Annotated in this window: 17 protein-coding genes; 12 read left to right on the top strand and 5 right to left on the bottom strand. The window is 72.9% G+C overall.

Features of this window, described 5'->3' with window-relative positions:
- Window positions 1-11: 11 nt before the first annotated feature.
- From KIT14_08930 to KIT14_08950, 5 genes are read right to left on the bottom strand one after another with little or no spacing between them, the layout of a single operon-like run.
- Window positions 12-1,391: a 16S rRNA (cytosine(967)-C(5))-methyltransferase RsmB gene (locus KIT14_08930; GenBank protein MCW5890662.1), complete on the bottom strand. Its 1,380-nt coding sequence runs from the start codon at window positions 1,389-1,391 to the stop codon at window positions 12-14.
- Window positions 1,388-2,326 (bottom strand): methionyl-tRNA formyltransferase, encoded by a 939-nt coding sequence (gene fmt / locus KIT14_08935; protein MCW5890663.1) that lies wholly within the window; start codon window positions 2,324-2,326, stop codon window positions 1,388-1,390. Before fmt ends, KIT14_08930 begins: the two co-directional genes overlap by 4 nt.
- A complete protein-coding gene (gene def / locus KIT14_08940; GenBank protein ID MCW5890664.1) occupies window positions 2,323-2,874 on the bottom strand; it encodes a peptide deformylase in 552 nt (183 codons plus the stop codon). The genes fmt and def overlap by 4 nt, the downstream gene beginning before the upstream one ends.
- Window positions 2,875-2,889: 15 nt before the next feature.
- Window positions 2,890-4,581 carry a primosomal protein N' gene (gene priA / locus KIT14_08945; GenBank protein ID MCW5890665.1) on the bottom strand — a complete coding sequence of 564 codons (1,692 nt, stop codon included), beginning with the start codon at window positions 4,579-4,581 and terminating at the stop codon, window positions 2,890-2,892.
- Between the two features lie 36 nt (window positions 4,582-4,617).
- On the bottom strand, window positions 4,618-5,091 hold the full coding sequence (locus KIT14_08950) for a hypothetical protein (GenBank protein MCW5890666.1): 474 nt from the start codon (window positions 5,089-5,091) through the stop codon (window positions 4,618-4,620).
- A 456-nt stretch (window positions 5,092-5,547) separates the two neighbouring features.
- On the opposite strand from KIT14_08950, the gene pilM reads away from it, so the two are divergent.
- From pilM to KIT14_09010, 12 genes are all read left to right on the top strand, one after another.
- Window positions 5,548-6,669 (top strand): type IV pilus assembly protein PilM, encoded by a 1,122-nt coding sequence (pilM, locus tag KIT14_08955; GenBank protein MCW5890667.1) that lies wholly within the window; start codon window positions 5,548-5,550, stop codon window positions 6,667-6,669.
- On the top strand, window positions 6,666-7,289 hold the full coding sequence (locus KIT14_08960; protein ID MCW5890668.1) for a PilN domain-containing protein: 624 nt from the start codon (window positions 6,666-6,668) through the stop codon (window positions 7,287-7,289). The genes pilM and KIT14_08960 overlap by 4 nt, the downstream gene beginning before the upstream one ends.
- Complete coding sequence (gene pilO, locus KIT14_08965; GenBank protein MCW5890669.1) at window positions 7,286-7,945, top strand: type 4a pilus biogenesis protein PilO; 660 nt, start codon at window positions 7,286-7,288, stop codon at window positions 7,943-7,945. The genes KIT14_08960 and pilO overlap by 4 nt, the downstream gene beginning before the upstream one ends.
- On the top strand, window positions 7,942-8,427 hold the full coding sequence (locus KIT14_08970; protein MCW5890670.1) for a pilus assembly protein PilP: 486 nt from the start codon (window positions 7,942-7,944) through the stop codon (window positions 8,425-8,427). The genes pilO and KIT14_08970 overlap by 4 nt, the downstream gene beginning before the upstream one ends.
- Entirely contained in the window at window positions 8,424-10,637 is a 2,214-nt protein-coding gene (pilQ, locus tag KIT14_08975) for a type IV pilus secretin PilQ (protein ID MCW5890671.1), read from the top strand. The genes KIT14_08970 and pilQ overlap by 4 nt, the downstream gene beginning before the upstream one ends.
- 80 nt (window positions 10,638-10,717) lie before the next feature.
- Entirely contained in the window at window positions 10,718-11,233 is a 516-nt protein-coding gene (locus KIT14_08980) for a shikimate kinase (protein MCW5890672.1), read from the top strand.
- 7 nt (window positions 11,234-11,240) lie between these two features.
- Window positions 11,241-12,356: a 3-dehydroquinate synthase gene (gene aroB / locus KIT14_08985; protein ID MCW5890673.1), complete on the top strand. Its 1,116-nt coding sequence runs from the start codon at window positions 11,241-11,243 to the stop codon at window positions 12,354-12,356.
- Between the two features lie 41 nt (window positions 12,357-12,397).
- Window positions 12,398-13,309 carry a hypothetical protein gene (locus KIT14_08990; protein MCW5890674.1) on the top strand — a complete coding sequence of 304 codons (912 nt, stop codon included), beginning with the start codon at window positions 12,398-12,400 and terminating at the stop codon, window positions 13,307-13,309.
- Between the two features lie 48 nt (window positions 13,310-13,357).
- Window positions 13,358-14,350 carry a DUF1573 domain-containing protein gene (locus KIT14_08995; GenBank protein MCW5890675.1) on the top strand — a complete coding sequence of 331 codons (993 nt, stop codon included), beginning with the start codon at window positions 13,358-13,360 and terminating at the stop codon, window positions 14,348-14,350.
- 167 nt (window positions 14,351-14,517) lie between these two features.
- On the top strand, window positions 14,518-18,018 hold the full coding sequence (gene mfd, locus KIT14_09000; GenBank protein ID MCW5890676.1) for a transcription-repair coupling factor: 3,501 nt from the start codon (window positions 14,518-14,520) through the stop codon (window positions 18,016-18,018).
- 11 nt (window positions 18,019-18,029) lie between these two features.
- Window positions 18,030-18,959: a peptidyl-prolyl cis-trans isomerase gene (locus KIT14_09005; GenBank protein ID MCW5890677.1), complete on the top strand. Its 930-nt coding sequence runs from the start codon at window positions 18,030-18,032 to the stop codon at window positions 18,957-18,959.
- On the top strand, window positions 18,956-20,320 hold the full coding sequence (locus KIT14_09010; GenBank protein MCW5890678.1) for a phosphomannomutase/phosphoglucomutase: 1,365 nt from the start codon (window positions 18,956-18,958) through the stop codon (window positions 20,318-20,320). The genes KIT14_09005 and KIT14_09010 overlap by 4 nt, the downstream gene beginning before the upstream one ends.
- Window positions 20,321-20,332 lie beyond the last annotated feature (12 nt).

The following is a 20,332-nucleotide window of genomic DNA, read 5'->3' on the forward strand; positions in this document are numbered from 1 at the left end:
ACCGGAGGGGCTCAGTGAGGCGCGCGGAGGCGGACGGCGAAGAAGCCGTCGAGGTCGTCCCGGTGGGGATGGGTCCGCAAGAGCCCCGCCGGGTCGACGAGCGCGTGCGCCGCGGCCGGCAGGACCGCGGTCGCCGGCTCGACGGCGAAGCCGGGATGGTCGCCGAGGAAGGCCGCGAGCACGTCGTCGGTTTCCGCGCGCATGATCGTGCAGACCGCGTAGACGAGCGTGCCGCCGGGGCGCACGAGCGGCGCGACGCCGGCAAGGAGGGCGCGCTGGAGCGCCGCGAGTCGCGACGGGTCGGCGGCGGTGCGTCGCCAGCGGGCCTCGGGATGCCGGCGCAGCGTACCGAGCCCGCTGCACGGAGCGTCGACGAGCACGGCGTCGAAGCCCGGGCGCAGCGCGGCGGCGCGTCGCCGACCACGGCGCGCACCGTGCGCGCAGCAGCCGTCGCCTCGGCCGCGATGCGGCGCGCGCCGCCGGCGTGCGGGTCGAGGCCCACGACCATACCGCCGTCGCCGGCCAGCGCCGCCAGCAGCGTCGTCTTGCCGCCCGGCGCCGCACAGGCGTCGAGCACGCGCGCGCTCGGCGGCGGCGCGACCAGCCGCGCGACCAGCCGCGACGCTTCGCCCTGAACGTGAACCGCCCTTTCGCGCCAGGTTGCCGTGGCGCAGGCGCCCGGCCCCGGCGGCGACGACGAGCGCGTCGGGGTCGAAGCGGGCCGGCGCGACCTGCACGCCCTCGGCCGCGAGGGTTGCGGCCAGCGCCGCGGCGTCCGTGCGCAGGCGGTTGGTGCGCAGCACGATCTCGCCCGCGCGGTTGTCGGCGGCGAGCAGCGCCGGCAGCGCGTCGAGACCCAGCTCGTCGGCCCAGCGCGCGACCAGCCAGCGCGGATGCGACAGCTCGACCGCGAGGCGCCCGATCGGATCGGCTGCGGCGTCGGGCAGCGGCAATGCGTGCGCGCCCTCGCGCACCACCCGGCGCAGGACGGCGTTGACGAGCCCGGCCGCACCCGCGCCGCGCCGGCGTGCGAGCGTCACGCTCGTGTCCACCGCCGCGAAGGCAGGGACGCGCTCGAGGAAGAGAAGCTGGAAGAGCCCGAGGCGCAGCGCTGCGAGCACCGGCGGGTCGAGCCGTTCGAGCCCGTCGCGGACGAGCGCGGCGAGGTGATGGTCGAGCCGTCCGCGCCAGGCGAGCACGCCGTAGACGAGCGTCGTCGCGAGCGCGCGGTCCTCGGGAGCGAGCGCCGTCTCGGCGAGCCGGTGCCCCAGGAGCACGTCGGCCCAGGCGTCACCCCGCTCCACGCGCAGGAGGACGTCGAGCGCGACGCCACGCGCGTCGGGCTCGGCGTCGCTGCGCCGCGTGCGGGCCTCAGGGCGGCGGCGCTTCACGGTCCGAGCCGCGTGCCGGGCGGGATGCGGCGCCCCGCGAGGAACGCGGCGGCGTGGAGCCGCCTCTTGCCCTCGGCCTGCATCTCGAGCAGCCGCAGCGTGCCGGCGCCGGTGGCGACGACGAGCTCGTCGCGTCCACCCGCCACCACGACGCCGGGCTCGGCCGCCGCGGGCGCCGGATCGGCCGCGGCGCGGAAGACGCGCAGCGCGCGGCCGTCGAGGGTCGTGAAGGCGATCGGCTCCGGCTGCATCGCGCGCACGAGGCGCTCCAGCGCTGCGGCGTCGCGCGTCCAGTCGAGGCGCGCCTGGGCGCGCTCCAGCTTCGGGGCGAAGGTCACGCCCTCCGCCGGCTGCGGCACCGCGACGAGCGTGCCGCCCTGGAGGCCGTCGATGGCGTCGCTGAGCGCGTCGGCGCCGAGCGCGGCGAGCCGCTCCGTGAGCCCGCCGGTGGTGTCGTCCGGGCGGATCGGCGTCTCGCGCCGCAGCAGGACGTCACCCGCGTCCATCTCCTCGGCCATCGCCATGATGCAGACGCCGGTGACGGCGTCGCCGGCGAGGATAGCGTGGGCGATCGGCGCGGCGCCGCGATGGCGCGGCAGCAGCGAGGCGTGGACGTTGATGCAGCCGTGCGGCGGCAGATCGAGCACCGGGCGCGGCAGGATGCGGCCGTACGCGGCGACGACGACGAGGTCGGGCGCCAGCGCCCGCAGCGATTCGAGGAACGCCGCGTCGCGCACCTTCGTCGGTTGGAGGACCGGGACGCCGTGCGCGAGCGCGAGCGTCTTCACCGGCGGGGCCGTCACCGCGAGCCCACGGCCCTGCGGCCGATCCGGCTGGCACACGACGCCGACGACGGGGTCGCGTCGCGCGAGCAACGCGCGGAGGCTCGGGCACGCGAACGCCGGCGTGCCCATGAAGACGATGCGCCAGCTCAGATGACGTTCGAGCGCCCGGAGCCGGAGCCGCCCGACCGGCCCTGACGGGCGAGCTTCTTCTGCCGGGTGCGGTAGAGCTCGCGCTTCAGGCGCGAGAGCCGATCCAGGAACACCTTGCCTTCGAGGTGATCGATCTCGTGCTGGAGGGCGACGGCCAGGAGGTCCTCGGCCTCGATCTCGATCTCCTTCTGATCGGGCGTCCACGCTTTCACGAGCACGCGCTGGGCGCGCTTCACGTCGGCGGTGAACTCGGGGACCGAGAGGCAGCCCTCTTCCCAGATCACCTCGCCCTCATGCTCGGCGATCACCGGGTTGATGAGCTTCAGGAGGTGCTTCCCGGGCCCCTCGTCGGCGTCGTGGACGTCGAGCACGATCACCCGCTGGCCGACGCCGACCTGCGGCGCCGCGAGCCCGATGCCGGGCGCGGCGTACATGGTCTCGGCCATGTCCTCGATCAGGGTCGCGAGCGTCCCGTCGATGTCGCCCACGTCCCGGGCAGGGTCCTTCAGCACCGGGTCGGGGTACGTATGGATGCGGCGGATCGCCATCGCCCCGCCCGGGCTCTACATGGAGTACGGATCGACATCAACGACGAGTCGCACGCCGCGCTTGCGCAGGGCCGGGAGCGCGGCGCGGGCCGCGCGCGCCAGCTGGCGCAGCGCCGGCACCGCACGCGCGCGCAGCAGGATCTGCCAGCGATGGCGGTTGCGGAGGCGCTCGATGGTGGCCGGCGCGGGGCCGAGCACCGCGTCGGGCGCGAGGCCCACGGCGGCGCTCTGGGTGCGCAGGCGCGTCGCGAGGCCCGTGGTCTCCCGCTCGACGACCACGGGGTCGGCACCGTCGAGACGCAAGGCGACGAGGCGGGCGAACGGCGGATAGCCGAGCGCCTCACGGCGCTCGAGCTCGCCCGCGATGAAGCCGGCGTAGTCGTGCTGGAGCGCGGCGACCAGGCTCGGATGCGTGGGCCGCAGCGTCTGGATCAGCACGTGGCCGGCCTGCGTGCCGCGGCCGGCGCGGCCCGCGACCTGCTCGAGGAGCTGGAACGTCCGCTCGCCGGCGCGGAAGTCGGGCACGTTGAGCGACAGGTCGGCGAGCAGGACGATCACCAGCGTGACACCCGGGACGTCGTGCCCCTTGCTCACCATCTGCGTCCCGACGAGCACGTCCGTCTCGCCGGCGCGCCATGCGGCGAGGATGCGGCGCTGCGCGCCGGGGCGATTCGCGGCGTCGCGGTCCATGCGTCCGACGACCGCCTCCGGCAGCGCCGTGCGCAACGTCTCCTCGATCTGCTCCGTGCCCACGCCGAGCGCGACGACGCCCTCGGCCCCGCACGCCTCGCACACGGTCGGGGCCCGGCGATGATGGTGGCAGTGATGGCAGACGAGCGCGCCGGCGCTGCGATGCCAGGTGAGCGTGACGCTGCACTGCGGGCAGGTCGCCGTCGCGCCGCACGTCGGGCACTGGAGGTAGGTGGCGAAGCCGCGGCGGTTGAGGAAGACGAGCGTCTGGTTGCCCGCCTCGTGGTTGGCCGCGATCGCCGCCCGCATGGCGTCGTCGACGAGCACCGGGCCGCCGCGCGTCTTCTCGCGGCCGCGGAGGTCGTGTACCTCCATCGCCGGCAGCGGCTGGCCCGTCGGCCGGCTGCGCAGCTGGAGGAGGTGGTGACGTCCCTCGCGGGCGGCATGCCAGCTCTCCGCCGAGGGCGTCGCCGACGCGAGCACGCAGACGGCGCTCGCGAGGCGCGCCCGCACGACGGCGAGGTCGCGCGCATTGTAGCGCAGCCCGTCCTCCTGCTTGTAGGCGGCGTCGTGCTCCTCGTCGACGACGAGCAGGCCGAGCCGACCGACCGGCGCGAACACCGCCGAGCGCGCACCGACGACGACGCGCGCCTCGCGACGGCGGATGCGCCGCCACTCGCTCCAGCGCTCGCGCGGGCCGAGCCCGCTGTGCAGCACGGCGACCGTGTCGCCGAAGCGGCCGCGGACGCGCTCGACGACCTGGTGCGTGAGCGCGATCTCGGGCACGAGCACGAGGACGTCGCGGTCGTGCGCGAGCGCGGCGTCGGCCGCGGCCAGGAAGACCTCGGTCTTGCCGCTGCCGGTGACACCGTGGAGGAGATGGGTCGCGGGCGCGCCAGTGCGGAGCGCGGCGGCCAGCACGGCGGCGGCGGCCTCTTGCTCGGGCGTGAGCGTGGGCCGCGGCGACGGCGTCGCGGGCGTCGGCGTCCGCGCGCGCTCGGTGTCGCGGGCGGCCACGATCCTGCCCGACGAGCCCGCGCAGCCGCCGGCGTGTCAGCCTCGCGGCGGCGCGCGCAGACGAGGGCCGGGACTCGCGGCCAGGACGCCGTACGCGTGGGCGCGGCTCGGCGCCCGCCGGACGAGCGCGGCGAGCGCATCGGCGTCGAGCGGACGGACGATCGCCAGCGCCCGCTCGCGCGCCGCGTCGGGGACGCGCCCGGGGACGATCGTCGCGATCACCTCGGACAGCGGCGCCAGATAGTAGCGCGCGGTCCAGCGGCAGAGCTCGAGCAGGTCGCCGGGGAGGAACGGGTCGGCATCGAGGACGTCGAGCACGGAGCGCAGCGTCGCCGACGGCGCGCCGTCGGCGAAGCCGGCGACGACTCCGGTGCGCGTCGCGCGGCCGAGTGGTACGCGGACGCGCATGCCGGGGCGAACGCGCTCGCGCATGGCGTCCGGCACCCGATAGGTGAGCAGATCGTGGAGCGGCACGGGCGGAAGCGGTGCGATCTCGACGAGCCCGTGCATCGTTGGCCAGGCTGTAGGGGCCGACCCCGAGGGTGTCAAAGGGGTGTCAGGAACCCCGACCCGTCACGCCGGCGCCGCTCGGCGGCGAAGACGCGACGCTTTGCTGCACCGCGACCTCGATTTGTCGCGGGATTCCGGCATCGCCCCCGTGGCATCTCGCTTGCTTTCTCTCGTTTCCAGCCCCTCCTTTCTGCACACGAGGAGACCCGGTCGTCGGAAGGCGGCCGGGTCTTCTCGTTTCTGGGGCGGAAATCATCCCGGCCCGACTGGGCACGCGCGTTGCACCCTTCGGGGCGCGGAGTCGTTCAGAGGGGTTTCCGCACAATGCTTTGACAAGCCCGCTTTGCGGGGCGCATACTCCGCGCGCTCGCGCAAGGGGGCTTGTCCGAGCGGTGGTTCGTGGCTGCCGTCCCGCTGGGGGACGGGGGTGGAAGTGGAGGATGAGGAGGTGAAGCCGTGACGCCATCCGTGGGCGCCAAGCCCTCCGGCCTTCTGGGCCGGATCCTCGGCGCAAAGCTGCCGAACCCGTTCCGGCGCACCGACGGCTTCCTGGTGCTCGACATCGGCTCGAGCAGCGTGAAGCTGGCCGAGGTCCGCCACGGCCCGAGCGGCCCGCGCCTGTCGGCGCTCGCCACGGCGCCGTTGCCGCCGACGGTCATCCAGTCGAACGTCATCCAGGACGAAACGCCGGTGGTCGACGCCATCGTCGCGCTCCTGGCGGAGACCGGGGTCCAGTCGAAGCAGGTGATCACCGCCGTGCCCGGCCCGGCCGTGATCGTCAAGAAAGTCATCCTGCCGGGCGCTCCCGGCGCGAACGTCGACGGCGCGGTCTACGCGGAGGCCGGGCAGCTGGTGCCCGACTCGCTCGACAACGTGAACCTCGACTTCCAGGTCATCGACTGGATCGAGTCGGGCAACAAGATGGAGGTGCTGGTCGTCGCGGTGAAGAAGGAGATCATCAACTCCTACACGCAGACGATCCTCGCCGCCGGGCTCGAGCCGGTCGTCGTCGACGTCGACTACTTCGCGCTCGAGAACATGTTCGAGCTGAACTACGACCCGCCGGAGCAGGGCGGCCCGGTCGCGCTCGTCAACATCGGCGCGCGCTACTCCTCCATCAACATCCTGAAGGAGGGGCGCTCCACCTTCACCGGCGACGTGCCGGTGGGCGGCGCGGAGTTCACCGACGCGCTCGTGCGGCAGCTCGGCTGCTCGCCGGAGGACGCCGACCGGCTGAAGCGCGGCGAAGCCGCGGGCGGCATCGAGCCCGACGCCGCCGAAGGCATCGTCGGCTCGGTCACCGAGTTCATCGTCGAGGAGATCCAGCGCGCGCTCAGCTTCTTCTGGACCGCCGCCACCGACGAGCCGCTCGGCGCGGTGGTGCTGTCGGGCGGGCCGGCGCGCATGCCCGGCCTCTCGGCGCAGCTGAAGCAGCGGCTCGAGTGTCCGGTCGAGGTCGCGGATCCGTTCCGCCGGCTCACGATCGACGGGCGCGTCGACCGCAACCTCATCGAGCAGCACGGGCCGGCCCTTGCCGTCGCGGTGGGCCTCGCGACCCGGCGTCCGGGGGACAAATGATCCGCATCAACCTCCTACCGCAGGAAGACGCCCAGCGGGTCGCCGGCCAGCGCCAGGAGCTCGCCGTCGGCGGGCTCGTCGTGGTCGCCGCCGTGGGCCTGCTCGCGCTGGCGCACATCTGGCAGGAAGGTCGCGTGAGCGCGACGCACGCCACCCTGGCGTCCGTCGATCGGAAGCTCGAGGCCATCCAGGGCCCGTTCAGCGAGATCAGCCGCATCGAGCAGCAGAAGCAGGAGCTGCGGGAGAAGCTCCAGGTGATCGGCGCGCTCGAGAGTCGGACCGCCGGCCCGGTCCGCATGCTGGCCGACCTCTCGACGGCGACGCCGGATCGCCTCTGGCTGACCGAGCTCCAGCAGAGCGGCCCCCAGGTGAAGATCACGGGCTTCGGGGTCGACGAGCAGACGGTCGCCGAGTTCCTGCGGCGTCTCGCGGAGTCGCCCTACTTCAAGGGGGTCGATCTCCAGGAGACGAGCCAGGACGAGGAGAGCGGCGCGAAGCAGAAGAAGTTCGTGATCGCCGGGACCGTCACCTACCTCACCGCGGGCGTGCAGGACGCGTCCGCCCCGGGCCAGACCGCGGGCGCCAAGCCGGTGCCGGCGTCGGCGAGGACGAAGCGATGATCCTGGGGCTGCTCGACGACCTGCGTGAACGGCCGCCGGTGCAGAAGCTCGGCGCGCTGATCTTCCTGGTGCTCACCGTGTTCCTGCTCGACTACCAGTACGTGTGGGGTCCGCGGCAGGAGCGGCTCGGCGAGCTGCGGGCCGAGCTCGATCAGAAGGAGACGGACCTCAAGCGCAAGCAGGAGAAGACCGACCTGCGGGCGGAGTCCGAGAAGGAGCTGCGCGACCTGTCGGCGGAGCTGCGGCGCGCCGAGGCACGCCTGCCCGACCAGCGCGAGATCGCGAGCCTCCTCTCCGACGTCGCCGCCAGCGGCCGCTCCGTGGGCATGGACATCACGCTGTTCCGCCAGAAGCCGGAGACCTACTCCGACTACTATGCGGAAGTGCCGGTGCAGATGGAGATGCGCGGAACGTACCATGACCTCGTGATGTTCCTCGACCGCGTGAAGCGGCTCGACCGCATCGTCAACGTCGGCGACATCCGCCTCGACAAGCCGCAGGTCGTGGGCGATCGCGTCGTGCTGACGGCCTCGTGCACCGCGACGACGTTCCGCTTCCTCCAGGAAGCGGAACGCCAGCGGCTCCAGGAAGAGAAGAAGAAGGCGGGTGCCGGCAGCAAGGACAAGGCGAAGGGTCGCGTGGGGAAGGGGGCATGATGCGGACGCCGGCAAGGATGGGCTTCGGTCTCGCCGTGCTGCTGGCGGCGGGCGTCGCGGCGACGGCATCCGCCGCGCCGCCGGCGGATGCCGCGCCGAAGGCGCGGACGCCGCGGCCGGCCGCGCCGCGCGCCGACGATCCGCCGTACGATGCGACCGGGCGTCGCGATCCGTTCCGACCGCCGCGTGCGACCGCGATCGCGGGGACGACGGTGACGCCGCTCCAGCGCTACGAGATCGGCCAGCTGCGACTCGTGGCCGTGATCTACGATACCAATGCGCCGCGCGCGGTCGTCGAGGACGACGCCGGGCTCGGCTACATCATCCGGGTGGGGACGCCGATCGGTCCGAACGGCGGCCAGGTGCGCGCAATCGAGCGGGGCCGGGTACTGGTTCGCGAGGAGTCCGAGGACTTCTACGGCGAGGCCCAGACGGCCGAGGTGGTGCTCGAGCTCACCAGCGGTGAGAGGGGGAAGCGATGAGGAGGTTCTGGCGTGAGTTCGTGGTGCTCGCACTCGTCGCCGCGTGGTCGCCGATCGGCGTGCCGCAGGCGGCGGAGAGCGAGGGAGCCGCGGCGACCGAAGCGGCCGGGCTGGCCGTGCGTGACGTGCGCGTCGACGCCGCCGGCGGTGGCCGGCGCGTGATCGTGGACGTCGGCCGTACGCCGTCCCGCGTTCGCAACTTCACTCTCGAGAACCCGCCGCGCCTGGTGCTCGACGTGAGCGGCCCGCTGGCGGTCGGCGACGGCCGCGAGGCGCGCTTCCCCGTCGCCGACGGCGTGGTGAAGGGCGTCCGCGCCGCCCGCTTCAACGGCAAGCTGCGGGTCGTCATCGACCTCGCGGCCCCGGCGACGCTGGACGGCGTCCGCACCGACGGCACCGACCTCGTCGCGACCATCGGCGGTGCCGGCGTGGATCCGGTGGCCGCGATCGACACCCAGTCGATCACCGAGCTGCCGCCGGACGACCTCGCCGCCATCGCCGCCCCGGCCGCCGAGGCGGTGGAGATCGACGTCGTCGAGATCGTCCCGGCCGCGATGCCGGTGGCCGCGCCCGTCCCGGCCCCGGCCGCGGTGGTGCCGCCGACGCCGCGCAGGAGGCAGAAGCCGGTGAAGGCGCCGCCGGCGTACGACGAGGAGGCGGTGATCGCGCTCCAGGAAGCGGCCGCGCTCGCCGACGCCGTCGACGTCGCGCCGGAGCCGATCCTGATGGCGGCGTCTGCGCGCGTGTCGCCGCCCGAGCCGGAGCGGCACCGCACCAGCGTCCCGCGCGCGGCGAACTCGGCCGTCGGCACGCAGGGCTACCGGGGCAACCGCATCTCCCTCGACTTCAAGGACGCCGACATCCAGAACGTGCTGCGCGTCCTCGCCGACGTCAGCGGCATGAACATCATCGCCACCGACGACGTGAAGGGGAAGATCACGCTGCACCTCTCCGACGTGCCGTGGGATCAGGCGCTCGATCTCGTGCTGCGCACGAACCGCCTGGAGGCCACGCAGGAGGGCAACGTCGTCCGCATCTCGACGATCGGCCGTCTCCGGGAGGAGCGCGAGGCGCTGCTCGCGGCGAAGGACGCCGAGCGCGACCTCGAGCCGCTGCGCATCGCCTACCAGCGCGTCAACTACGCCCGCGCCGACGAGGCCCTCATCGACAAGGTGAAGGGCGTCCTCACCGACCGCGGCAGCGTCACGTTCGACGACCGCACCAACACGATCATCATCCGCGACGTCCAGCGGGGCATCACCGACGCCGAGCAGCTGATTCGCGAGCTCGACGTGCAGAGCCCGCAGGTCCTGATCGAGGCGAACATCATCGAGGCCACGGAGGACTTCGCGCGCGGCCTCGGCGTGCAGTGGGGCTACCAGTACAACGGCGGTCCCAGCACCGGCACGCCGACCGGCTCGAACTTCCCCGGCTCCATCGGCATCGGCGGCAGCGGCCTCGGCGCCGGCGTTCCCGCGCCGCCGACCGGTACGGGCGCGCTTCCCACGCCGGTGCCGTTCCTCGCGGACTTCCCGGTACCGGCGAACTTCGCGTCGGGCTTCGGGGCCGGCACGGGCTCGGCGCTGAACCTGGCGCTCGGCTCGCTCGACGGCGCCAATCAGCTCTCCGCGCGCATCACCGCGCTCGAAGAGGAAGGCAAGGGCAAGGTCATCAGCCGGCCGCGCGTCATCACCATGAACAACGTCGCCGCGACCATCCAGAGCCTGACGATCCTGCGCGTGAAGATGCCGTCCACCGGCACGGTCATCAACACGGGCACCGGCGGCGTCGCCGGCGGCCAGACGACGGCGACGGAGAAGATCAACACCGGCATCACGCTGGTCGTGACGCCGCAGGTCTCCGCCGACGGCTTCGTGCTGATGAACATCTACGCCAAGTCGTCCGTCCCCGACTTCTCGCGGGCGGTCGACGGCATCCCGAACGAGATCAGCCGCGAGGCGAACTCGAACGTGCTCATCCGCGACGGCGAGACGGTCGTGCTCGGCGGCATCTTCCGGCACATCGGCGACGATCGCGAGGCGGGCATCCCGTACCTGCGCGACGTCCCCGGGCTGGGATGGCTCTTCAAGCGGCGTCTCGACGCCAAGCGCCAGGAGGAGCTGCTCGTCTTCCTCACGCCGAAGGTCGTCGACGCGGGCTCGGCGGCCCTTCCGCCGGCGGAGCGCCTGTGGCAGGAGCGGGGGAGCTGAGTCACGGGTACGGGAGCCCCGCCGGGCCTCCGCCCGGCGGCTCCCTCCCCCGCGGCGCGCGCCGCGGCGACGAGCCCCACGTGCAGCACATCATCCTCGCGGGATTCATGGCCACCGGAAAGAGCGAAGTCGGACGGCGACTCGCGCACGCGATGGGACGCGCGTTCGTCGACACCGACGCCCTCGTCGAGGCCGACGCGGGTCGCACGGTCGCGGAGATCTTCGCGGCCGAGGGCGAGCCGGGGTTTCGGGCGCGCGAGCGGGCCGCGGTGGTCAGGGCGTGCGCCATGTCGCCGGCGATCATCGCCATCGGCGGCGGCGCGCTGCTCGATCCCGAGAGCCGGCAGGTGCTGGCCGCGGCGGGACCGATCGTCTGCCTCCAGGCGACGCCCGAGGAGATCCTGCGCCGCGTCGGCGACGCCGCCTCGCGGCCGCTGCTGGCGGATGCGGGCGAGGACGAGCGGCTCGCGCGCGTGCGTGCCCTGCTCGCCGAGCGGGCGCCGGTGTACGCGCTGGCGACGCACGCCGTCGATACCACCGGGCTCGATCCCGACGCGGTTGCGGCGCGGGTGCGTGCCGTCGTGGAGGCCGGGTGAGCCGGGCATGCGGGGCGCGGCGGCGGTGGTGGCGGTGACGGCGGAGCGGGCAGAAGAGATCCTCGTCGATCTCGAGGAGCGCGCCTACCCGATCGTCGTCGGCGGCGGGCTGCTGTCGGCCGTCGGACCGCGGCTCGCGTCGCTCGGGTTCCACGGCGCGTGCGGGCTGGTCACGTCCGAACGCGTCGGCGCGCTCTACCGCGAGCCCGTGGAGCGGTCGCTGCGCGAGGCCGGCTTCGCGCCGATCGTCGTCGAGATCCCGGACGGCGAGGAGCACAAGAACGTGGCCTGGCTGAAGCTGCTGTGGGATCGGCTGCTCGACGCCGGCATCGAGCGACGCACGCCGCTGGTGGCGCTCGGCGGCGGCGTCGTCGGCGACCTCACGGGCTTCGCCGCCGCCACGCTGCTGCGCGGGCTGCCCGTGGTGCAGGTGCCGACCACGCTGCTCGCCCAGGTCGACGCCGCCATCGGCGGCAAGACGGGCGTCAACCATGCGGCCGGCAAGAACCTGATCGGCGCGTTCCATCAGCCGCGCTTCGTCCTCTGCGACGTCGAGGTGTTGCGCACGCTGCCGCCGCGCGAGTTCCTCGCGGGCCTGGCCGAAGTGATCAAGTACGGCGTGATCCGCGACGCGGCGCTGTTCGCCGCCATCGAGCGCGACCTCGACGCCATCCTGCGTCACGACCGCGCCCGGCTCGTCGCCATCGTCGCAGCGTCGGCGCGCCACAAGGCGGCGGTGGTCGCGAACGACGAGCTCGAGCAGTCGGGCGAGCGCGCGACGCTGAACTTCGGTCATACCGTCGGACACGGTGTCGAGCTGCTGACCGAGTATCGGAGCTTTCTCCACGGTGAAGCCGTCGCCATCGGCATGATCGCGGCGGCACGCGTGTCGCATGGGCTCGGCCACTGCGGCGCGGACGTCGTGGAGCGCATCGAGACGCTGCTGCGGCGGGCGGGGCTGCCCGTCGCGATCCCGGACGACCTCCGGGGGCCGGCGCTCGCGCTGGCGATGCGCAGCGACAAGAAGACGGCCGGCGGCCGCATCAGGTTCGTGGCCGTGGAGGCGATCGGGCGTGTACGGCTCGTCGACCTCACGGGCACCGAGATCGTGAACCACCTCTGACGCGTGCAGGCGTCAGCATCGAGGGGCGGGGAGGAGACGTCATGCGAGAGATGAGGACGGGGCCGATGCTGCGCGGCGTGATCGCCACGGCGCTGGTCGCCGGGACGCTGCTGACGCCGGCGCTGGCGCTGGCCAGCAACGCCGGATTGGTGTTCCGCGCCATGGGTTTCTACAAGGGCGAGGAGGACATCTCCGACGACCAGATCCAGTGTGAGGTGCCGGTCGTCGGCAACGCCATCATCGACGGCAACTTCTCGATGGGGATGTGGCTCACCTTCGGGCAGCGGACGATCTCGTTCCCGAACCGCAACCTGTCGTTCGCGAACCCGTGCGGCGGCTGGATGCAGCTGCGCAACAACATGAGCGTGAACGGCATCAACGTCACGCGGGTCGACGTCAAGTACAAGGTGCGCGGCCTGAGCGGCCTGCGCGGGGCGGTTCCGACGCGTAAGGGGTTCCCGCTCGCGTGTCGCGAGCTCCGCACCCAGAAGATCTTCGCCGGCACGCGGCTCGATCCGATCAACAGCGAGACCGCGCCCTCCACCAGCGGCGAGCCGAACGTCGGCTTCGTCCAGCTGCTGCCGATGGTGTCGGCCCAGGTGTTCCGCTGCCTGTGGGAGCAGTACGCGACGCTCGGGCCCGACGTGTTCACGTCCCTCCAGCTGGTGATCAAGGCGCGCGCCCGCGGCGTGGCCGACAACGGCAGCCGCTACCAGACGAACACCATCAACTACACGCTCAACCTCCGTCACCTCTGCGGCAACGGTCGCCTCGACGACGGCGAGGAGTGCGACGCGAGCCCGTCGGCACCGAACACCTGCGGCCTCGGCGCGTGCAGGGAAGACGGCTTCTGCGCCCGCGGGCCGATCCCGTGCTTCTCGGACCAGGACTGCGTCGGCACGTGCACCGCGCAGGGCGTTCCGACCGAGTGCACCTGCGTCTGGGGACAGTGATCGGCTGCGGATTTGCGCGGCACCCGATCGTCGTCTAAGGCGATCGTCGTGCTGCGTCGATGTCTTCTCCTCCTCGGCGGCGCGGCCATCATGGCCGCGCCGCTCGCGTTCGCCCAGGCGCTCGCGCCGCGCGTCGTCATCGAAGCTCCGGTCCACGACTTCGGCACCGTCGAGGAGGGGGCGGCCGTCGAGCACGTCTTCCGCGTGCGCAACGACGGCACCGACTGGCTCCGCGTCGAGCAGGTGAAAGGCACCTGCGGATGCACCGTCGGCGCCGCCGCGGGGACGCTGGTCGCCCCGGGCAGCGAGACGACGGTGCTCGTGACCCTCGATACGCGTCGCCTGGCAGGCCGCACCACGAAGACGGTGACGGTCTACACGAACGACCCGGTGTCGCCCCGCCTCGGGCTCACGGTCACGGGCGACGTCCTGACGGATCTCGTGATCGCCCCGCAGCCGCTCTATCTCGGCCGCCTGCGCCGCGGCGAGCGCGTGCGGCGCGAGGTCCGCATAGCGCCCGGGCGTCCCGGCGGCACCGCTCAGGTGGTGCTCGTCGAGCAGGCGCCGCAGCCGCTGCGGGTCCTCATCGAGCCCGGCGACGATCCGGGCGAGCAGAAGCTCGTGGTCGACGTCGTCGGCGAGCTGCCGCTGGGCCGCTTCAACGACGAGGTCGTCCTGCGGACGACGAGCGCGGCGCGTCCGGTGGTGCGTCTTCCCGTCATGGCGAACGTCCAGGGCGACCTCGCCATCCTTCCCCCGCAGGTCACGTTCGACGTCGCCCGCGACGGCAGCGCCGAGCCCCACGACGTCCGCATCCGGAATCTCGGCCGCAACCCGCTGGCCGTCACCGGCGTGACCGCCCCCGATCCCGTCGCGTGGGAGCTCACGACGCTGCGTCCCGGTGCCGAGTGGAAGCTCACCCTGCGCCTGCGCGGCCCCCTGGTGTCGCCGCTCGCGGGCGAGGTCGAGGTTCTCACCACCCATCCGATCGACGCTCGGGTGGTGATCCCGGTGTACTCGCTGGACCGCTCGCAGAGCTGACCTGCGGCCTGCGGCGCGCGGCCTTCCCCGCGGCCGACCCCGGCGCGCGCGGCTCCGCCGCCGCGGCGCGAGCCGCCGGCTGGTCGTGCGCGCGTGATGCGCGTGAGGCCGGACGCGGCCGCTCGACTTGCCGCGTCGGCGTCGCGCGGCTACCCCTCGAAGGTTCCATGGCCGCCGCCCTGAAGGATCTCGTCCAGCGTGTCGGGCACGACCTCGCCGGTGGGGCTGCACCCGTGGTGCGGGTGTCGGGGCTGCGGGGAAGCGGGCCGGCGTTGGCGCTCGCCCGCTTGCTCGAAGAGGGGCGGCGCCCGGTGCTCGTGCTCGCGGCCGACGCGGCCGCGGCGGAGGGATTCGCGGCCGACCTGCGCTTCTTTCTCGGCGATCGCCGCCGTGGCGATCCGCTGGTGCGCCGGGTGCACGTGTTGCCGGGGTGGGAGGTGCCGCCGTTCGAGGCGTTGTCGCCGGGCCGCGAGACGGTCGCGGCGCGGGCGGAGGGACTCTACCATCTGCTTCGCACCGACGCGCCGGTGATCGTCACCACCGTCGAGGCGTGGATGCAGCGGTGCCTGCCGCGCGAGGTGTTCGCGGCGGCGGTCGCGTGCGTGCGCCCCGGCGAGACGCTGGCCCCCGACGAGCTCGCCGAGCGGCTCATCGAGTGGGGGTATCACCGTGTGCCCCTCGCGCAGGACCCGGGCGACCTCGCGCTGCGCGGCGGGCTGCTCGACGTCTTCCCGGCCGGCTACGCGCAACCGGTGCGCATCGAGTTCCTGGGCGACGAGGTGGAGAGCCTGCGGCTCTTCGATCCCACCTCGCAACGGTCGCTCGACCGTGTGGACGAGGTGCTGCTGCTGCCCGTGCAGGAGCTGGGGCGGACGCGGCTCGCGACCTCCGAGGTCACCCGGCGCGTGGACGAGCGGGCGGGGGACGTCGGGCTCGCACGGCAGGAGCGGCGCGACCTCGTCGAGGCGGTGCGCAACGGGCTGGCGTTACCCGGCACCGAGCTGCTGCTGCCCTACCTCTACGACGACCTCGCCGCGCTCGCCGACTACCTTCCCGCCGAGACGCTCGTCTGGGTGCAGAGCGGCGCCGAGGTCGACGCCGCCTTCGAGACGTTCTGGACCCAGATCACGGAGCACGCGGCGACGGCCATGCACGAGGGCCGTTTCCATCCGCCGGCGGAGGCGCTCTTCCTGGCGCCGGCGGCCGCGCGGGCGGTCCTCGCGGGGCGGTCGCGGATCGAGACCGAGGGCCTCGAGGAGCTCGCCGGCGGCGCGCTGCGGGCGACGACGTACTCGACCGACGCGCTGGCGCTGAAGGCGCAGGCGCCCTCCACCGATTCGCATCTCGCACCCATCGCGGCGCAGCTCCTCGCCTGGCAGCGCGAGGGACAGCGCCCCGTGCTGGTCGGCAGCACCGAGGCGCAGTGCGACCGGCTCGTCGCCCTGCTTGCGCCGCACGGGCTCGAGCTCCTCGCGAGCGGCGCGCCGTTTCCGCAGGCGCTGGCGACGAGCGGGCGCAAGCCGCTCGCGCTCGTCGGCGAGCTGACGCACGGGGTGCGGCTGCCCGACGACGGCTTCGTCGTCGTCACCGAGGCCGAGATCTTCGGCGAGCGCCGGCAGGTGCGACGCGGCCGTCGCCCGCGTCCGGCGGACTTCCTCTCGAGCCTCGCCGAGCTGAAGCCGAACGACTACGTCGTGCACACCGATCACGGCATCGGCCACTACCGCGGGCTGAGGCACCTGCAGGTCGCGGGCACCGAGGGCGACTACCTCCACCTCGATTACCTCGGCGGGGATCGGCTCTACGTCCCCGTCGATCGCATCAACGTCGTCCAGCGCTACGTGAGCGGTGACGGCGCCGCCCCGCAGCTCGACAAGCTCGGCGGCAACTCGTGGGAGCGGGTCAAGGCGAAGACGAAGGAGAGCGTGCTCGCGATGGCGCACGACCTGCTGCGCATCTACGCCGCGCGCGATGCCCACGGCCGGCGACAGTACGCCACGGCCGACGACCTCTACCAGGAGTTCGTCGCGCGCTTTCCCTTCGAGGAGACGCCCGGCCAGCAGCGCGCCATCGACGAAGTCGTCACCGACCTCACCAGCGATCGCCCGATGGATCGCCTGGTGTGCGGCGACGTCGGCTTCGGCAAGACCGAGATCGCGATGCGGGCGACGTTTCTCGCGGTCCTCGCCGGCAAACAGGTCGCCGTACTGGTCCCCACGACGATCCTCGCGCAGCAGCACGCCGAGAGCTTCGCGCGGCGTTTCCAGGGCTACCCCATCAACGTCGAGATGGTCTCGCGCTTCCGCAGCGCCGCCGAGAACAAGGCGGTGCTCGCGCGAGCGGCCGAGGGGCGCGTCGACGTTGTCGTCGGCACGCATCGCCTGCTCCAGAAGGACGTGACGTGGAAGGACCTGGGCCTGCTCGTCGTCGACGAGGAGCATCGCTTCGGCGTGAAGGACAAGGAGCGCATCCGGGCGATGCGCTCGACCGTCGACGTGCTGACGCTGACGGCCACGCCGATCCCGCGCACGCTCAACATGGCCCTGTCCGGCATTCGCGATCTCAGCATCATCGAGACCCCGCCGGTCGATCGTCTCGCCATCCGCACCTACGTCGCGCGCTACGACGAGACGGTCATCCGCGACGCGATCATGCGCGAGCTGGGGCGCGGCGGGCAGGTCTTCTTCGTCCACAATCGCGTCGAGAACATCGACGGGATGGCGCGTCGCCTGGGCGAGATCGTCCCGGAGGCGAAGATCGCCGTCGCACACGGGCAGATGCCCGAGGACGCGCTCGAGAAGACGATGCTCGGCTTCATGCACGGCGAGACGACCGTGCTGGTCGCCTCGACGATCATCGAATCGGGGCTCGACATCCCGCGCGCCAACACGCTGATCGTGAATCGCGCGGATACGCTCGGGCTGGCGCAGCTCTACCAGATCCGCGGGCGCGTCGGCCGCTCGCACCACCGCGCGTACGCCTACCTCCTGATCCCGGGCGAGCATCTCATCACCGCCGACGCCCAGAAGCGCCTGCGCGTCCTCCAGGAGCTCGACGATCTCGGCGGCGGCTTCCGGCTGGCGGCGCACGACCTCGAGATCCGGGGCGCCGGCAACCTGCTCGGCAAGCAGCAATCCGGCCAGATCACGGCGGTCGGACTCGAGCTGTACACCCAGATGCTCGACCAGGCCGTGCGCGAGCTGCGCGGCGAGCGCGCGGAGCCGGACGTCGAGCCCGAGGTGCAGCTCGGCATCCCGGCCTTCATCCCGGCCACCTACGTGTCCGACGAGCGCCAACGCCTGGTCTGGTACAAGCGCCTGGCCGGCATCCGCGGGGTGCCGGACCTGGAGGAGATCGGCGGCGAGCTCGAGGATCGCTACGGGCCGCTGCCGCCGATGGTCGACACGCTGCTGCGGCTCATGGAGCTGCGGCGCTGGCTGAAGGACCTGCGCATCCTCGCGGCGCGCCGCAAGGGCGACGCGATCGTCTTCGAGTTCGACGCGGCGACCCCGGTGCAGCCCGACCGGTTGCTCGAGGTCGTCCGCGGCACCAAGGGCAAGCTGCGCATGCTGAGCGGCTCGGCGCTGGCGGTGCGCGCCGAGGCCCGGGACCACGACGGGCTCATCGCCGAGCTCCGCTCCGTCTTGCAGACCATCGGAAGCGCGTGATAGCCCCGCCGATGATGTTCCGCCGCATGGGCGCGGCGACCGTGACGGCGTTGCTGCTGATCGCCGGTCCGGTTCGCGCCGAGGTCGTCAACCGGATCGTCGCCACCATCGACGGCGAGCCGATCACCGAACGCGAGCTGCGTCGCTACGCCGCCCAGCATGCCCGCGAAGGCATGTCCGACGGCCAGGTGCTCGACGCTTTCATCACCGACAAGCTCCTCGACAAGGAGGTCGAGGCCAAAGGCATCAAGATCACCGACGTCGAGGTCGACCGCTACATCGAGCAGGTGAAGGTGCGGGGGCGGCTCGACGACCAGAAGTTCAACGAGGCGCTGGCGCAGCAGGGCCTCACCCCGGAGGAGTACCGGGTCCGCATCAAGGGCGAGCTCGAGAAGTCGCAGCTCGTGAACCGGGAGATCCGCGGCCGCGTCAACGTCACGCCGGAAGAGGTCCAACGCTACTACGACGCGAACAAGGACCGCTTCGCCGTCGCCAGCGGCGTCACCGTGCGCGGCATCCTCGTCGAGGTCGGGCCCGCGGACGGCTCCGATGCCGTGGCGCATGCCCAGAGCCGGGCCGAGGAGGCGCGCGCCAAGGCGCTCGCCGGCGAGGACTTCGGGGCGCTGGCGGCCGAGTACTCCGACGGCCCCGGCGCCAACAGCGGCGGCGTCTTCGGTACGTTCAAGCAGGGCGAGATGGACCCGACGCTGGAGCGGGCCGTGTTCTCGCTGCGGCCGGGCGAGGTGAGCGAGGTGGTGCGGACCGGTCGCGGCTTCTTCGTGCTGAAGGTCGATCAGAACGAGGTCGGTGGACACCGCTCGCTCGCCGAGGTGAAGGACGAGATCCGCGAGCGGCTGTACGGCGAGCAGATCGAGAAGCGGTTCGAGGACTGGCTGTCCCGCGAGCTGCGGGAGCGGCACTCGGTCGAGGTGCTCAACTGAATCCGGCGATCTTCCGCGAATACGACATTCGCGGCATCGCCGACCGGGACTTCGACGCCGACTTCGCGGACCGCCTCGGTCGAGCCTACGGCGCGCTGGCGCGCGAGCACGGGGCGCGGCGGGTCGCGGTGGGCCGCGATTGCCGCCTCACCTCCGACGGATACGCGGCGGCGCTGCGGGAGGGCATCCGCAGCACCGGGCTCGACGTCGTCGACGTCGGCGCCGTCGCCACGCCGCTCGTCTACTTCGCCATCTTCCACTGGGAGCTGGACGGCGGCATCCAGGTCACCGGCAGCCACAACCCGGCCGACCACAACGGCTTCAAGATCTGCCTCGGCCGCGAGGCGCTGCACGGCGACGCCATCTCGGACCTGCGCCGGCGCGTCGAGGCGGGACGCTTTCCGAGCGGGCCGGGCACGATCACCGATCGGCCCGTGACCCCGACCTACGTCGACTACGTGGCCGCCGCCGTCGGTCGTCTCGCCCGCCCGGTGCGGGTCGTGGTCGACGCCGGCAACGGTACCGGCGGCCCGATCGCACCGGCGGTGTACGAGCGCCTCGGGGCCGACGTCACGGCGCTCTACTGCGAGATGGACGGGCGGTTCCCGAACCACCACCCCGACCCGACGGTCGAGGAGAACATGCACCAGCTCGTCGCCGCCGTGCGCGAAACGGGCGCCGAGCTGGGCGTCGCCTTCGACGGCGACGCCGACCGCATCGGCGTCGTCGACGCGGCGGGGCGCATGGTCTGGGGCGACGAGCTGCTGGTCCTCTTCGCGCGCGACGTCCTCGCTCGCCGGCCGGGCGCCACCGTCGTGTCGGAGGTGAAGTGCTCGCAGCGCCTCTACGACGACATCGCTGCGCGCGGCGGCGTGCCGATCATGTGGAAGGCCGGGCACTCGCTGCTGAAGGCCAAGATGAAGGAGACCGGCGCGCTCCTCGGCGGCGAGATGAGCGGTCACATCTTCATCAAGGACGGCTGGTTCGGCTTCGACGACGGCGTCTATGCCGGCGCCCGGCTGCTCGAGCTGCTCGCCCGCAGCGGCAGGACGGTGGCGGAGCTGCTCGCCGACCTGCCGCCGTCGCACACGACGCCCGAGATACGCGTCGACTGCCCCGACGCCGTGAAGTTTCGCGTCGCCGACGGCGTCCGCGACCGCCTGCGCGCCGAGGGGCGCGAGCTGATCGACATCGACGGCGTGCGCGTGCGGCTGCCGCACGGGTGGGGCCTCCTGCGCGCGTCGAACACGCAGCCGGTGCTGGTCCTGCGCTTCGAGGCCGACACGCCGGCGCACCTGGCCGAGTACCGGGGCTGGCTCGAAGGCATTGTCGCCGACGTGCGCCGCACGCTGGAGCGCTGACCGGCCGGGGCG

Source organism: bacterium, assembly GCA_026129405.1.
GTDB lineage: Bacteria > Desulfobacterota > Binatia > DP-6 > DP-6 > JAHCID01.